The following is a 14,934-nucleotide window of genomic DNA, read 5'->3' as shown; positions in this document are numbered from 1 at the left end:
AGGGGCCAGGGGCAACCGACCGGCCCCCACCCGCCGACTCCGAGAGACCAAGCGTGCTCATACGACTGCTGCGGACCTATCTCAGGCCCTACAAGAAATCCATAGCTCTGCTGGTGCTGCTGCAGTTCCTGCAGACCTGCGCCACCCTCTACCTGCCCACGCTGAACGCGCACATCATCGACAACGGTGTCGTGAAGGGTGACACGGACTACATCCTGTCCTTCGGCGCGCTGATGATCGGCATCTCGCTCGCGCAGGTCGTCTGCAACATCGGCGCGGTGTACTTCGGCGCGCGGACCGCCTCCGCGCTCGGCCGGGACCTGCGCGGTGCCGTCTTCGACCGGGTGCAGTCCTTCTCCGCGCGTGAGGTGGCTCACTTCGGAGCACCCTCGCTCATCACGCGTACGACGAACGACGTACAGCAGGTCCAGATGCTGGCCCTGATGACGTTCACCCTGATGGTGTCGGCGCCCATCATGTGCGCCGGCGGCATCGTGCTGGCCCTCGGGCTGGATGTCCCGCTGTCCGGTGTGCTCGTCGCGGTCGTGCCGGTGCTCGGCATCTCCGTGACGCTGATCGTGCGCCGGCTGCGGCCGCTGTTCCGGGCCATGCAGACCCGGCTGGACACGGTCAACCGGGTGCTGCGCGAGCAGATCACCGGCAACCGGGTGATCCGCGCCTTCGTCCGGGACGAGTACGAGCAGGGCCGCTTCGGGAAGTCGAACGCCGACCTGACCGAGATGCAGCTCGCCACCGGCCGGATGCTGGCACTGATGTTCCCGATCGTGATGACGGTGGTGAACCTGTCGTCCATCGCGGTGGTGTGGTTCGGCGCGCACCGCATCGACAGCGGCGGGATGCAGATCGGCGACCTGACCGCCTTCCTCGCCTATCTGATGCAGATCGTCATGTCCGTGATGATGGCCACCTTCATGTTCATGATGGTGCCACGCGCGGAGGTGTGCGCCGAGCGCGTCGAGGAGGTCCTCGGGACCGACTCCAGCGTGGTGCCGCCCGTCGCGCCGGTCACCGAGCTGCGCCGGCACGGCCATCTGGAGATCCGGGGCGCGGGCTTCCGCTATCCGGGTGCCGAGGAGCCGGTGCTGAAGTCCATCGACCTGGTGGCCCGGCCCGGCGAGGTGACGGCCGTGATCGGCTCCACCGGCAGCGGCAAGTCGACGCTGCTCGGGCTGGTCCCGCGGCTGTTCGACGCCACCGAGGGCGAGGTCCTCGTCGACGGCGTGGACGTCCAGGAGGTCGACCCGAAGCTGCTGGCCAGGACGGTCGGCCTGGTGCCGCAGAAGCCGTACCTGTTCGCGGGCACGGTCGCCACCAACCTGCGCTACGGCAATCCGGACGCCACCGACGAGGAGCTGTGGCACGCGCTGGAGGTGGCGCAGGCCAAGGAGTTCGTGAGCAAGCTGGAGCGCGGCCTGGACGCGCCGATCGCGCAGGGCGGCACGAACGTCTCCGGCGGTCAGCGCCAGCGCCTCGCGATCGCCCGCACCCTGGTCCAGCGCCCGGAGATCTACCTCTTCGACGACTCCTTCTCCGCGCTCGACTACGCCACCGACGCCGCCCTGCGCGGCGCGCTCGCCCGGGAGACCGCCGAGGCGACCGTCGTCATCGTCGCCCAGCGGGTGGCGACCATCCGGGACGCGGACCGGATCATCGTGCTGGACGAGGGCCGGGTCGTCGGCTCCGGCCGGCACCGGGAGCTGATGGCGGCCAACGAGACCTACCGGGAGATCGTGCTCTCCCAGCTGACGGAAGCGGAGGCAGCCTGATGGCCGGGCCCATGGGACGCATGATGGCCGGGGGCGGCCCCGACCAGCGCTCGATGGACTTCAAGGGGTCGGGCAAACGGCTCGTCGCCCAGTTCCGACCCGAACGGATCACGATCTACGGCCTGCTGCTCTGCGTGGTCGTCAGCGTGACCCTCAACGTCATCGGCCCGAAGATCCTCGGCAAGGCCACCGACCTGGTCTTCGCCGGCATCATCGGCCGCCGGATGCCCGCCGGGGCCACCAAGCAGCAGGTCCTCGACCAGATGCGGGCCCATGGCCACGGCTCCATCGCGGACATGCTGAAGAGCACCGACTTCACGCCCGGCAAGGGCATCGACTTCGGCGCCGTCGGGGACGTCCTGCTGCTCGCGCTCTGTACGTTCCTGGTCGCCGGCCTGCTGATGGCGGTGGCCACCCGGCTGGTCAACCGGGCCGTGAACCGCACGATGTACCGGATGCGCGAGTCCGTGCAGGCGAAGCTGTCGCGGCTGCCGCTGTCGTACTTCGACAAGCGCCAGCGCGGCGAGGTGCTCTCCCGTGCGACCAACGACATCGACAACATCGGGCAGACGCTCCAGCAGTCCATGGGCCAGCTGATCAACTCGCTGCTGACCATCATCGGCGTCCTGGCGATGATGTTCTACGTCTCCTGGATCCTGGCGCTGGTCGCGCTGGTGACCGTGCCGCTGTCGTTCGTCGTGGCCACCCGGGTCGGCAAGCGCTCGCAGCCGCACTTCGTGCAGCAGTGGCGCTCCACCGGCAAGCTGAACGCCCACGTCGAGGAGATGTACACCGGGCACACCCTGGTGAAGGTGTTCGGCCGGCAGGAGGAGTCGGCGAAGCGGTTCGCCGAGCAGAACGAGGCGCTGTACGAGGCCGCGTTCAGGGCGCAGTTCAACAGCGGTGTCATGCAGCCGCTGATGATGTTCGTGTCCAACCTGAACTACGTGCTGGTGGCGGTGGTCGGCGGACTGCGGGTCGCGTCCGGCGCGCTCTCCATCGGCGATGTCCAGGCCTTCATCCAGTACTCGCGGCAGTTCTCGATGCCGCTGACGCAGGTCGCGTCGATGGCGAACCTGGTGCAGTCCGGTGTCGCCTCGGCCGAGCGGATCTTCGAACTCCTGGACGCGGAGGAGCAGGAGGCGGATCCGGTGCCGGGCGAGCGGCCGGAGGAACTGCGCGGCCGGGTCCGGCTGGAGCACGTGTCCTTCCGGTACGACCCGGAGAAGCCGCTGATCGAGGACCTCTCGCTCACGGTGGAGCCCGGTCACACGGTGGCGATCGTCGGTCCGACGGGGGCGGGCAAGACCACGCTGGTCAACCTGCTGATGCGGTTCTACGAGGTGTCGGGCGGCCGGATCACCCTCGACGGGGTCGACATCCGGAAGATGTCCCGCGGCGAACTCCGGTCCGGCATCGGCATGGTGCTGCAGGACACCTGGCTGTTCGGCGGCACCATCGCGGAGAACATCGCGTACGGGGCGGCCAGGGAGGTCACCCGCGGGGAGATCGAGGAGGCGGCACGGGCGGCACACGCCGACCGGTTCATCCGCACCCTGCCCGACGGGTACGACACCGTGATCGACGACGAGGGCACGGGCGTCAGCGCGGGTGAGAAGCAGCTCATCACCATCGCGCGGGCGTTCCTGTCCGACCCGGTGATCCTGGTCCTGGACGAGGCGACGAGTTCGGTCGACACCCGCACCGAGGTGCTGATCCAGAAGGCGATGGCGAAGCTGGCGGCGGGTCGGACGTCGTTCGTGATCGCCCACCGGCTCTCGACGATCCGGGACGCGGACACGATCCTGGTCATGGAGAACGGCTCGATCGTGGAACAGGGCGCGCACGCGGAGCTGTTGGCCGCGGACGGCGCCTACGCCCGGCTGTACAAGGCCCAGTTCGCGCAGGCTGTGGCCGAGGTGGACTAGGGCACAGGGGGACCAGGGCACAGGGGGGCGCCGGCGGGCGCCTCCCTGTCCGTGCGGACAGCTCAGTCCAGGTAGCCCCTCAGCTGGTCCGCGAAGGCGTGGTCCCGGAGCTTGTTCAGGGTCTTGGACTCGATCTGCCGTATCCGCTCCCGGGTCACCCCGAACAGCCGGCCTATCTCCTCCAGCGTGCGGGGCCGGCCGTCGATGAGCCCGTACCGGAGCTGTACGACCTTCCGCTCCCGCTCGCCCAGCGTGGACAGCACGGCCTCCAGGTGCTCCCGGAGCAGAAGGAACGCCGCCGACTCGACCGGAGATGCCGCGTCCCCGTCCTCGATCAGGTCACCGAGGGCCACGTCGTCCTCCTCGCCGACCGGGGCGTGCAGGGAGACCGGTTCCTGGGCGAGCCGCAGCACCTCGGAGACCCGCTCGGGCGGCAGGTCGAGGTGGGCGGCGACCTCTTCCGGCGTCGGTTCGTAGCCGCGCTCCTGCAGCATGCGGCGCTGCACCCGGACGACGCGGTTGATCAGCTCGACCACGTGCACCGGGACGCGTATGGTGCGGGCCTGGTCGGCCAGGGCGCGGGACATGGCCTGGCGGATCCACCAGGTGGCGTACGTCGAGAACTTGTAGCCGCGGGCGTAGTCGAACTTCTCCACCGCACGGATCAGCCCGAGGTTGCCCTCCTGCACCAGGTCGAGCATGGTCAGGCCGCGGCCGACGTACCGCTTGGCGACGGAGACGACGAGCCGCAGGTTGGCCTCGATGAGCCGTCGCTTGGCCATGCGCCCCAGGACGACGAGCCGGTCCAGGTCGAGCGCCAACTGGCTGTCCAGGTCCGGGGTGTTGCCCAGCTTCTCCTCGGCGAACAGACCGGCCTCGACGCGGCGGGCGAGCTCGACCTCCTCGGCGGCGGTGAGCAGCGGGATGCGGCCGATCTCGCGCAGGTACTGGCGGAACAGGTCGGCCGAGGGTCCGCCGGTGTCGGCCCGGGCCGCGACCGGTGTCCCGACGGTCTCGGCGGGCTCGGCGGCCGCCGGCGGTTCACCGTCCTCGTCGGGCTCGTCCACGAGCGCGTCCGCCGGTGGTTCGGCGGGTTCGGCGGGCGCCGCCTCCGGGTGGAGGGCGACGCGGCTCTGCGGGGGCACGGCCGCGAGGACGTCCAGCTCCGCGTCCGGCTCGTCCGCGGTCGTACCGGTGGTACGGCTGGTACCGGTGGTACCGGTGGCACTGGTGGCGCTGTCGGTCTGGGTGAGGGTCTGGGTCTGCACGGGGGCGACCTCCAGGATGATCGCTGCTGAAGGTGTGCGGCAGCGGTACTTCGGGAGCGGAGAGTCGACGGCCTGCGCTCCGAGGACTCGGGCACCGGACCCAGTGTGGAGTACGACACATCCTCGCCACGAGGGGCTTGCGGTGACTTTTTGCGTCCGGTTCGTGACCGCACGGTGATCGGCGCAGGAAAACCGGGCGCCGTACTCCGCCCTGATCTGGGAGGATCCCCGGGTGTCCGGACTTCTGTACGAAACCCATGTCACCGTCCTCTGCACCGGCCCCGCCGAGACGGAGCGGCTGCGCGGCTGGGCGGACGCGGCCGGACTGAAGCTGACGCACATCGTGCTGGCCCGGGGCCGGATGCGGGACCAGCCGATGCTGACCCTGGCCGGTTCGGCCTCGTACGCCGAGCAGTCGGCGCGGGCGGCCGGGACCGTGACGGCACTGCGCTCGGCCGGTTTCACGCCGGTCCGGGTGAAGACGGAGTCGGTGCCGTGGGCACCGGAGGTGCCGGGCGGGCCGTGCGGCGGCGGGCAGTATTTCGAGCACCACGTGAAGCTGCTGCTGGACGCCGGTACGGACCTCGCCGGGCTGACCGCCCGGGTCGTCCCGCACGGCGCGCACCTGTCGTGGAACGCGCGCCGGGTGCGCGGCGACGGACGGCACGAGCGGTTTGTGACGCAGCGCTGCCGGGGCGTCCGCGACGCGGAGGCCGAGGCGGCGCTGCGGCTGCTGCTCGCGGAGCTGGAGGGGCTCGAAGTGCTCGGTGTGGAGCGGGAGTTCGTGCTGTACGACAGCGACGAGTCGGTGGACGACGGGTGGCTCGAGGAGCGGGCCGTGCAGGAGGTGCGGGCGTGAGCGGGACGTGGGACGGCTTCGGGTGGCGCAGCAAGGAGATCCCGCACGAGCCGCTGGACGAGGCGACCCGGCGGGTCAACGACCTGCCGCGCACGCTGACGCGGGTATCCGGCGACGACGTGACCCAGCGGCCCGTCTTCGAACCGGCCCTCAAGCAGTACCAGAACGCCTACCGCGCCACCGACCCCGTCTTCACCGACCCGGCACGCGGCGAGGCCTGGCGTACCGCCCGCCGGCAGGCCCTGCACCTGGTCCTGGCCGCGATCGCGGACTCGGAGTGGGCCGAGTCGCTGGTGCTGCGCGGCAGCCTGCTGATGTCCCTGTGGTTCGGGGAGGCGGCCCGCGAGCCCGGCGACCTGGACTTCGTCGTCGTACCGGCCGACTGGGGAATCGAGGAGGAGCGGACCGACCGGATGATCCGGGGGATCGCGCAGGCCGCGGGGTCCCGCGGGGGCGAGGTCGCCTTCTCGGCGCGGGACGCGGTCGTGGAGGACATCTGGACCTACGAGCGTGTGCCCGGCCGCCGCATGGTGCTGCCCTGGTCGGCACCGGGTCTGCCCGGCGGACACGTCCAGCTGGACTTCGTCTTCAACGAGCGCCTGCCGGAGGCTCCGGAGCCCGTGGAGCTGCCGGGCGGGGCGGTGCTGCTCGCGGCGACACCCGGGCTGTCGCTGGCCTGGAAGCTGATGTGGCTGCTCACGGACACGTACGCCCAGGGCAAGGACCTCTACGACGCCGTCCTCCTCGCCGAGCGCCACCCGCTCTCCCACGAGCTGCTGCACGAGGTGTTCCGGCTGTCCGGGGAGTGGCCGTACCCGTACCGGGAGAGCGTTCTCCTGGAGGACGTCGAGGAAGCCGTCGGCTACGTCGAGTGGCGCCACTTCGTCACCGAGTACCCCCAATTCACCGACCGCGAGGGGGAGTTCGCAGCCCGTCTGCTACGGGCGGTGACACCGTCCTTCCCCACGGACGCCGCCTCCGGGGCGTGACCGGTCGGTTACTCAGCTCGTTGGACTATGCGATGGGCAACTGCGGGCACTGGGCCGCACCGAGTTGAGGCCCGGGCGCCTAGGCGCCCCTACAGCGCCTCCGCCCCCCGCTCCCGCAGCGTCTGGTCGTACTGCTGCAGCACCCACATCTCGTTCTGTACGGCGGCCAGCTGGGCGGGGTCGCCGCCGGTGGCGAGGCGGGTGAGCTGGGACTGGATGTCGTGGATGCGGCGTTCCACGGCGCGGCGGCGGATCTGGACCAGGACCGTGCCGGCGTAGGTCTCGTCGACCGTGCGGCGGAGGATGGGCTCCACGGCCAGCTCGGTGACCATCGCGCGGACGGTGTCGTCGGGCGCCGCCTCGCGGACCCGGACCAGGTACTCCTGCGGGTCCTGGACGCCGTACTCGGCGCCGCCCGCCTCCGCGACCGCCTGGCGCACGGCCGCGTACGGCGGCGCGGTGAACTCGTCCACGCCGTAGGCGTCGAAGGCCGGGGAGACCAGTTCGGGGCGTTGGAGGGCGAGTTTGAGCAGTTCCCGTTCGGCGGCGTAGACGGGGTTGCGCAGGGTGAGGGCCGGACCGCCGCCGGCCGGGCGGGGGGCGGCCGCCCACTGCTGGTCGGCGGGGCGGGGGCGGCCCTGCTGCGGCGAGCCCTTGCCGTCCCGGGCCCAGCGGGCCAGCTGGGCCACCCGCCGGACCACGAACTGGGTGTCCAGGATGCCGAGCATGCCGGCCAGCTCGACGGCGACCTCGTGCTGGGCGCCGCTGTTCTTGATGCGGGCCACGATCGGCGCGGCCTCGTCCAGCGCGGCCGCGCGGCCGGCCGGGGTGTCCAGGTCGTAGCGGCCCAGGATCTGGCGGAGCGCGAACTCGAAGAGCGGCGTGCGGGGTTCGACCAGGTCCGCCACCGCCTCGTCGCCCTTGGCGAGGCGCAGTTCGCAGGGGTCCATGCCGTCGGGCGCGATCGCGATGTACGTCTCGGCGGCGAACTTCTGGTCGTCCTCGAAGGCGCGCAGGGCGGCCTTCTGGCCGGCCGCGTCGCCGTCGAAGGTGAAGATCACGCGGGCCGAGCCGTTGTCCATCAGGAGGCGGCGGAGGATCTTGATATGGTCGCCGCCGAAGGCCGTACCGCAGGTGGCGATCGCGGTGGTCACTCCGGCGAGGTGGCAGGCCATGACGTCGGTGTAGCCCTCGACCACGACCGCCCGGCTGCTCTTGGCGATCTCCTTCTTCGCCAGGTCGATGCCGTACAGCACCTGGCTCTTGCGGTAGATCGCCGTGTCGGGCGTGTTCAGGTACTTCGGGCCGTTGTCCGCCTCGTACAGCTTGCGGGCGCCGAAGCCGACGACCTCGCCGCCGATGTCCCGGATCGGCCACATCAGCCGGCCCCGGAAGCGGTCGATGGGGCCGCGCCGGCCCTCCTGGGAGAGCCCGGAGAGGAGCAGCTCCTTGTCGCTGAAGCCCTTGCCGCGCAGGTAGCGGGTGAGGTGGTCCCAGCCCTGAGGGCTGTAGCCGACGCCGAAGTGGACGGCGGCGGCCTGGTCGAAGCCTCGCTCGGCGAGGAAGATCCGACCGGTCTCGGCCTCGGGGCTGGTGGCGAGCTGCTCGGCGTACCACTGCGCGGCGATCTTGTGCGCCTCGACCAGGCGGATGCGCTCGCCGCGCTGGTGGGCCGGGTTGTACCCGCCCTCCTCGTAGCGCAGCGTGATGCCGGCCTGGGCGGCGAGCCGCTCCACCGCCTCCGAGAAGGAGAGGTGGTCCACCTTCATCACGAAGGTGATGGTGTCGCCGCCCTCCTGGCAGCCGAAGCAGTGGAAGAGGCCCTTGCTCGGGCTGACCTGGAAGGACGGCGACTTCTCGTCGTGGAACGGGCACAGGCCCTTGAGGTTGCCGCCGCCCGCGTTGCGCAGCTGGAGGTACTCGGAGACCACGGCGTCGATCGGGACCGCGTCCCGTACCGCCTTCACGTCCTCGTCGTTGATCCGTCCTGCCACGAGGTGATTCTACGGGGCACCGCTGACACACCCGGGTGCGCCGACCGGCCCCCGGCCGGGGGTCCGGGGGTTGCCCCCCGGGAATTGCGGCACGGGGGTGCTGTGACGGTCCCGGCCGTCAGGAGACGAGGCTGTCCAGAGGTACGTGCGGGTCGGCCAGCGCTTCCGTGTTCACCTGGGCCTTGGAGCGGATCAGTTTCTGGATCTGCTCTGTGACATCCCACACGTTCACGTTCATCCCCGCCAGCACGCGGCCCTCCCGCACCCAGAACGCGATGAACTCCCGCTTCCCGGCGTCGCCCCGGATCACCACCTGGTCGTACGACCCGGCCGGCGCCCAGCCGCTGTACTCCATGCCCAGGTCGTACTGGTCGGTGAAGAAGTACGGCACGCGGTCGTACGTCACGTCCTGGCCGAGCATCGAGCGGGCCGCCGCCGGTCCGCCGTTCAGGGCGTTCGCCCAGTGCTCCACCCGGACCCTGGTGCCGAAGAGGTCGAGCGGGAAGGCGGCCACGTCACCGGCCGCGAAGATGTCGGGGTCGGACGTGCGCAGCCGCTCGTCCACCAGGACGCCGCCGCCGTGCGCCCGGTCGACCAGCTCCAGGCCCGCCGCCTCGGCCAGGCCGGTGCGCGGCACCGCGCCGATCGCGGCGAGCACGTCGTGCGCCGGGTGCTCCTCGCCGTCGTCGGTGCGGGCCGCGAGGACCATGCCGTCCTGGCCGACGATCTCGGTGAGGTGCCGCCCGAAGTGGAAGCGGACGCCGTGCTCGCGGTGCAGCTCCGCGAAGACGCCGCCCAGCTCGGGGCCGAGGACGCCGTGCAGCGGGGTCGGACCGTGCTCGATCACGGTGACCTCGGCGCCGTACTCGCGGGCCGCCGCCGCGACCTCCAGGCCGATCCAGCCGGCGCCCGCGATCACGAGGTGCCCGTTGTCCCGGCCGAGCGAGCTCAGTACGCCCTTGAGCCGCTCGGCGTGCGCGAGCCGGCGCAGATGGTGCACGCCCGCCAGGTCGGTGCCCGGGATGTCCAGGCGGCGGGGCTCGGCGCCGGTGGCGAGCAGCAGCTTGTCGTAGCGGACGAGGGTGCCGTCGTCGCCGAAGCGGACCGTCTTCGCGCCGCGGTCGACGCGGTCCACGAACTGGCCGAGGTGCAGTTCGATGTCGTTCCGCGCGTACCAGGCCGGTTCGTGCACGAAGACGCTGTCGCGCTCCTCCTTGCCGAGCAGGTAGCCCTTGGACAGCGGCGGGCGTTCGTAGGGGTGGTCGCGCTCGTCACTGATCAGTATCACCCGGCCGGTGAAGCCCTCCGCCCGGAGCGTCTCGGCCGCCTTCGCGCCGGCGAGTCCGCCCCCGACGATGACGAATGTCTGATCCGCGTCGACCACTTGATGCCTCCTCGTAAGGGTGCCGCCACATGGGAGCGTCCCGCACGCAGCGTGATGCGGGAAGAGGGAGTGACCCGATCAGGCCACGGACGGTCATGTTCCTCTCACATATGCCCCGTAAGTCTCGCGTGCAGCGAGCGCGCGGAGGCGTCGGTGAGGGAGGCGATCTGGTCGACGATCACCCGCTTGCGTGCGTGGTCGTCGCCTGCCCCGTCGAAGAGCGCCCGAAACTGCGGATCCAGCCCGTCCGGGGCCCGGGCGGTGAGCGCCTCCGCCAGCTCCGCCACGACGACCCGCTGGTCCGCGCGCAGCCGCTCCTGCTCGGCGCGCTGCATCACATAGCGGTCCGCGACCGCCTTGAGCACCGCGCACTCCATCCGGGCCGCGCGCGGTACGACGAGCTCGGCGTCGTAGCGGGTGAGCCGGCCGGTGCCGTACGCGGCGCGGGTGGCGCCCTCGGCGGCCAGGCAGAACCGGCCGATGAGCTGGCTGGTGGCGTCCTTCAGGCGGGCCTGCGCGACCGCCGTGCCGTCGTAGCCGTGCGGCCACCACTCCTCGTCCTGGAGGCGGTCGAGCGCGGCGGAGAGTTCGGCGGGGTCGGTGCCGGCGGGCACGTACCGGCCGATGGCGACCTCGAACACCGCCTGCCGCTCGGGCTCGGCGTGCAGGCAGTTGGGGTCGATGTGACCGGCGTGCAGGCCGTCCTCGACGTCGTGCACCGAGTACGCCACGTCGTCCGACCAGTCCATGACCTGGGCCTCGAAGCAGGTGCGGGTGCCGGGGGCGTGCGCCCTGACCCAGTCGAACACCGGGCGGTCGTCCTCGTACACACCGAACTTCTTCGACGCCGGGTCGGTGGGGTGGGCGCCGCGCGGCCAGGGGTACTTGGTGGCGGCGTCGAGGGTGGCGCGGGTGAGGTTGAGGCCGACGGATCCCTCCGGGGTGAACCGCTTGGGCTCGATGCGGGTCAGGATCCTGAGCGACTGGGCGTTGCCCTCGAAGCCGCCGCAGTCGTCCGCGAAGGCGTTCAGCGCCTGTTCGCCGTTGTGGCCGAAGGGCGGGTGGCCGAGGTCGTGGGCCAGACAGGCGGCTTCCACCAGGTCGGGGTCACAGCCGAGGGCCGCGCCCAGCTCCCGGCCCACCTGGGCGCATTCGAGCGAGTGGGTGAGCCTCGTTCTGGGGCTGGCGTCCCAGACCTGGCTGTGGGCTCCCGGGGTGACGACCTGGGTCTTGCCCGCGAGCCTTCTGAGGGCGGCGGAGTGGAGAATGCGGGCGCGGTCGCGTTGGAAGGCGGTGCGGCCGGGGCGTTTGTCGGGCTCGGGGGCCCAACGCTCCGCTGCGGTCGGGTCGTAGGGGCCGTTGTCGAGTGCGGTGCCTTCCATTCTTCGACAGTATGCCTACTCATCTGCCGAGTTCTGTTTTGGGCGGCTACGGGTTGTGTGTGGCTGATCGCGCCCGCGCGGCGGAGCCGCATATGGATACAGCCCCGCGCCCCTTGGGGGTTACCGCCTCCCCCCGCTTTCAAGCCGAGGCCAGTTCCAGCGGTCTGATCGCCCGTGCTTCGTCGTACCGGTGCAGGACCAGACGGGCCATCGCCGGGTGGGCCCCCAAGGGGGCCGCGGCTATCCACGGCGCCGCGTCCGCGCACTGCGTCGCGAAGCGTCCCGGTGCCGTGAAGTACGACGCGACCGCCACCCGGTGCCGGCCGCGGGCCGCCAGGGCGCGTACCGCCGTCGGGACGGTCGGGGTCGCCGCGGAGGCGTAGGCCGGGACGACCGGCACCCCGAGGCGGTCGGCGAGGAGGCGGGCCGTGCGGCGGGTGTCGGCGGACGAGTCGGGGTCGCGGGAGCCGGCGGCGGCCAGGACGACCGCGCTCGCGCGGCGGGTGGCCGCGTCCATGGCCGTGGGCCAGCCGGCCTCGAGCAGGCGGTCGTAAAGGGTCTCCACCAGGAGCGGGTGCGGGCCGAGCGGGGCGGCCGGCCGGGTGGGGGCGGGAGCGGCGGCGGCCATCTCGGGGATGTCCTGCTTGACGTGGTAGCCGCGGGAGAGCAGCAGCGGGACCAGGACGGCGGGCGTGTCGCCGAGCGCGGCGAGGGTGTCCGGGAGCAGGGGCGCGTTCAGCTCGATGTGGCCCAGGTGCACGGGGAGGCCGGGGCGCAGTTCGTGTACCCGGTCCCGCAGGGCCTGGACGGTCTCCAGCGCGCGCGGGTCGCGGCTGCCGTGGGCGACCAGGACGAGGGCGGGCGGGGCCGCGCGGCGGTGGCCGAGCGGGGAGACCAGCCGGAGCTGACCGGCGAGCTGGCTGCTGATGCTGTTCATGAGGTGCGCCGTGCTGTCGAGGTGGATGCGGGACTCGGAGCGGGGAAGGTGCGACGCCGTCATGAAGGAATCCTGACGGTGTCACGTTGCCGGGCCGTTGCCGGACCGTCACGAGCTTTTTCCGCTGCTTCACGTCGTACGGATGCTCGGTGTGAGGCGAACCGGACGGCTGCCGGTGGCGTCCTCCAAGGGCGGAACCGGTTGGAACCGATCCCTGGGGGCCTTGTGAAGATCCGTCGACCGCGGCTGCCGCGCACCCGCACGGGGCAGCGCCGGCTGGTGCAGGCCGTGATGGCCGGGTGTGTGCTGGCGCTCTTGCCGGCGACCTGGCTGTTCGTGTCCACGGCGGACCGGCTGCGCACCACGGCGGACGTCCCGCGCACGCGGGTCGCCATGGTGTTCGGTGCCGGGCTGTGGAACGGGGAGCCGTCGCCGTACCTCGCGCACCGGCTGGACGCGGCGGCGGCGCTGTACCGGGCGGGGCGGGTCGAGGTCGTCCTGGTGACCGGGGACAACAGCCGCAAGGACTACGACGAGCCCGACGCCATGCGCGCCTATCTCGAGAAGCACGGGGTGCCGGGCCGGCGGATCGTCCGTGACTACGCCGGGTTCGACACCTGGGACTCCTGTGTGCGGGCCAGGAGGATCTTCGGCGTGGACCGGGCCGTGCTGATCAGCCAGGGCTTCCACATCCGGCGGGCGGTGGCGCTGTGCGAGGCGGCGGGGGTGGACTCGTACGGCGTCGGGGTCGCCGACAAGCACGATGTGACCTGGTACTACGGCGGGACACGCGAGGTGTTCGCGGCGGGCAAGGCGGTGCTGGACGCCGTGTTCCGCCCGGATCCGACCTTTCTGGGGCCGCGGGAGAACGGGGTCGGCAAGGCGCTCGCGGAAGCGCGGGACTGAGCATGGAGATCACGGACCTGACGCCCGCCGAGCGCCGCGTGTGGGACGCCTTCCCGCTCGGCGCGGCGGTCGACTTCCGGGACGGCGAGGACGAGGACCCGGAGCAGGGCGCCGCATGGGGTCCGGAGCGGACACTGCGGGCGGAGGTGCTGCGGGAACTGCTGCTGGGCGGTCCGGTGCGGGAGGGGCGGATCGCCGGGCTGAAGGTGTGGGGCGCGCGGATCACCGGGGAGCTCCATCTGATGTACGGGACGGTCGACCACCCGGTCCGGCTGCGGGCCTGCCACTTCGACGAGGCCCCGAACCTGTACGGGGCGAGGATCCGCGCCCTGGTACTGACCGATTCGGTCCTTCCGGGGCTCACCGCGGGCACCCTCCACGTCGACGGGGCGCTGCGGATCACCTGCTGCCGCATCACGGGTCCGGTACGGCTGGCGGGCGCGAGGATCTCCGGGGCGTTGTTCGCCAACCAGGCGCGGCTCGGCCTCCTCGGCCAGGCCGGTGAGGAACCCGCTCTCCAGCTCAGCCATGCGGAGGTGGGCGCGGACGTGTGGGCCGTCGGGCTCGTCGCCCACGGCGAGGTCCGGCTGAAGGCGACCGCCGTGGGCGGGCAGCTGAACCTCGACGACGCCGTGCTGCAGAACCCCGGCGGTACGGCACTGGACGCGGAGACCCTGTCGGTCGGCACCGACCTGCGGGGGATGCGGCTGCGCACCCACGGGCGGTTCAACCTGCGCGGCGCCCGGATTCCCCACCAGCTGAACCTCGCCTACGCCCGCCTGTCCCATCCGGAGGGAGTGGCCCTGCGCGCGAGCAGCAGTGTCATCGGCGAGCTCTGGCTGCGCGAGGCCGCACCCCTGCAGGGTGCCGTCAATCTGCGCCGCGCCCAGGTGGAGCTGCTGCACGTGCCGCCCGAGGTCTGGCCCGAGCGCGTGCAGACCGACGGGCTCAGCTACCGGATCCTGGCCCCGCATTTGCCCGCCGAGCAGCGGCTGCCGCTGCTGGAGCGTGAGGTCAGCGGCTATCTTCCCTACCCCTACGAGCAGCTGACCACGGCCTACCGCACCGCCGGCGACGACGCCGCCGCGCGCACCGTGCAGCTGGCCAAGCTCCGCCGGCACCGCCGCACCCTGCCGCCGTACGCCCGGCTGTGGGGCTGGCTGCAGGACGCGGCCGTCGGCTACGGCTTCCGTCCGATGCGGGCCGCGGGCTGGCTGCTGCTCCTGCTGTGCACCGGCACGCTCGCCTTCGCCCTGCACCATCCGCCCGCGCTCAAGCCGTCCGAGGCGCCCGCGTTCAACCCGCTCTTCTACACCCTCGACCTGCTGCTGCCGATCATCGACTTCGGCCAGGAGGGGGCGTACGCGCCGGTGGGGTGGTACCAGTGGCTGTCGTATCTGCTGATCGTCACCGGCTGGGTGCTGGCGACGACGATCGCGGCGGGCGTCAGCCGCTCGCTGAGCCGGCAGTAGGGACCTCACGGCGCCACCGGCCGGGCGG

At 71.7% G+C, this 14,934-nt stretch carries 10 protein-coding genes and 1 pseudogene; 6 read left to right on the top strand and 5 right to left on the bottom strand.

Going from position 1 to position 14,934, the window contains the following annotated elements; all coding sequences use genetic code 11:
• Window positions 1–53: 53 nt before the first annotated feature.
• The gene (locus tag ABB07_RS26410; RefSeq protein ID WP_208901034.1) at window positions 54–1,787 is read left to right on the top strand and encodes an ABC transporter ATP-binding protein; all 1,734 of its coding nucleotides are present in this window, start codon (window positions 54–56) and stop codon (window positions 1,785–1,787) included.
• Window positions 1,787–3,715 carry an ABC transporter ATP-binding protein gene (locus ABB07_RS26405; RefSeq protein WP_208901033.1) on the top strand — a complete coding sequence of 643 codons (1,929 nt, stop codon included), beginning with the start codon at window positions 1,787–1,789 and terminating at the stop codon, window positions 3,713–3,715. Before ABB07_RS26410 ends, ABB07_RS26405 begins: the two co-directional genes overlap by 1 nt.
• Window positions 3,716–3,777: 62 nt before the next feature.
• Here ABB07_RS26405 and ABB07_RS26400 read toward each other — a convergent pair.
• Window positions 3,778–5,104 (bottom strand): annotated as a pseudogene (locus ABB07_RS26400) (RNA polymerase sigma factor).
• Window positions 5,105–5,215: 111 nt separating this feature from the next.
• Between ABB07_RS26400 and ABB07_RS26395 the strand changes: the two are divergent.
• Both ABB07_RS26395 and ABB07_RS26390 read left to right on the top strand, forming a co-directional pair.
• On the top strand, window positions 5,216–5,842 hold the full coding sequence (locus ABB07_RS26395; protein WP_208901031.1) for a hypothetical protein: 627 nt from the start codon (window positions 5,216–5,218) through the stop codon (window positions 5,840–5,842).
• The gene (locus ABB07_RS26390) at window positions 5,839–6,831 is read left to right on the top strand and encodes a nucleotidyl transferase AbiEii/AbiGii toxin family protein (protein ID WP_244189534.1); all 993 of its coding nucleotides are present in this window, start codon (window positions 5,839–5,841) and stop codon (window positions 6,829–6,831) included. The genes ABB07_RS26395 and ABB07_RS26390 overlap by 4 nt, the downstream gene beginning before the upstream one ends.
• A gap of 89 nt (window positions 6,832–6,920) precedes the next feature.
• On the opposite strand, the gene dnaG is transcribed toward ABB07_RS26390, so the two are convergent.
• The 4 genes from dnaG to ABB07_RS26370 form a co-directional block, all read right to left on the bottom strand.
• Window positions 6,921–8,825, bottom strand: coding sequence for a DNA primase (gene dnaG / locus ABB07_RS26385; RefSeq protein ID WP_208901029.1), 1,905 nt, complete (start codon window positions 8,823–8,825; stop codon window positions 6,921–6,923).
• Window positions 8,826–8,943: 118 nt separating this feature from the next.
• On the bottom strand, window positions 8,944–10,209 hold the full coding sequence (locus tag ABB07_RS26380; protein ID WP_208901028.1) for an NAD(P)/FAD-dependent oxidoreductase: 1,266 nt from the start codon (window positions 10,207–10,209) through the stop codon (window positions 8,944–8,946).
• A gap of 104 nt (window positions 10,210–10,313) precedes the next feature.
• The gene (locus ABB07_RS26375; protein ID WP_208901027.1) at window positions 10,314–11,591 is read right to left on the bottom strand and encodes a deoxyguanosinetriphosphate triphosphohydrolase; all 1,278 of its coding nucleotides are present in this window, start codon (window positions 11,589–11,591) and stop codon (window positions 10,314–10,316) included.
• Window positions 11,592–11,730: 139 nt separating this feature from the next.
• Window positions 11,731–12,591, bottom strand: coding sequence for a sirohydrochlorin chelatase (locus ABB07_RS26370; RefSeq protein WP_208901026.1), 861 nt, complete (start codon window positions 12,589–12,591; stop codon window positions 11,731–11,733).
• Between the two features lie 162 nt (window positions 12,592–12,753).
• On the opposite strand from ABB07_RS26370, the gene ABB07_RS26365 reads away from it, so the two are divergent.
• Together ABB07_RS26365 and ABB07_RS26360 are read left to right on the top strand one after the other, a co-directional pair.
• Complete coding sequence (locus ABB07_RS26365) at window positions 12,754–13,434, top strand: SanA/YdcF family protein (RefSeq protein WP_244189533.1); 681 nt, start codon at window positions 12,754–12,756, stop codon at window positions 13,432–13,434.
• Between the two features lie 2 nt (window positions 13,435–13,436).
• Complete coding sequence (locus ABB07_RS26360) at window positions 13,437–14,906, top strand: translocation/assembly module TamB domain-containing protein (protein WP_208901025.1); 1,470 nt, start codon at window positions 13,437–13,439, stop codon at window positions 14,904–14,906.
• Window positions 14,907–14,934: the final 28 nt, after the last annotated feature.

Origin of the sequence: Streptomyces incarnatus (assembly GCF_001027185.1) — a bacterium.
GTDB classification, from domain to species: domain Bacteria; phylum Actinomycetota; class Actinomycetes; order Streptomycetales; family Streptomycetaceae; genus Streptomyces; species Streptomyces puniciscabiei.
The sequence above is the reverse complement of the archived record's forward strand: the minus strand, read 5'-3'. Positions and strand labels throughout refer to the sequence as shown.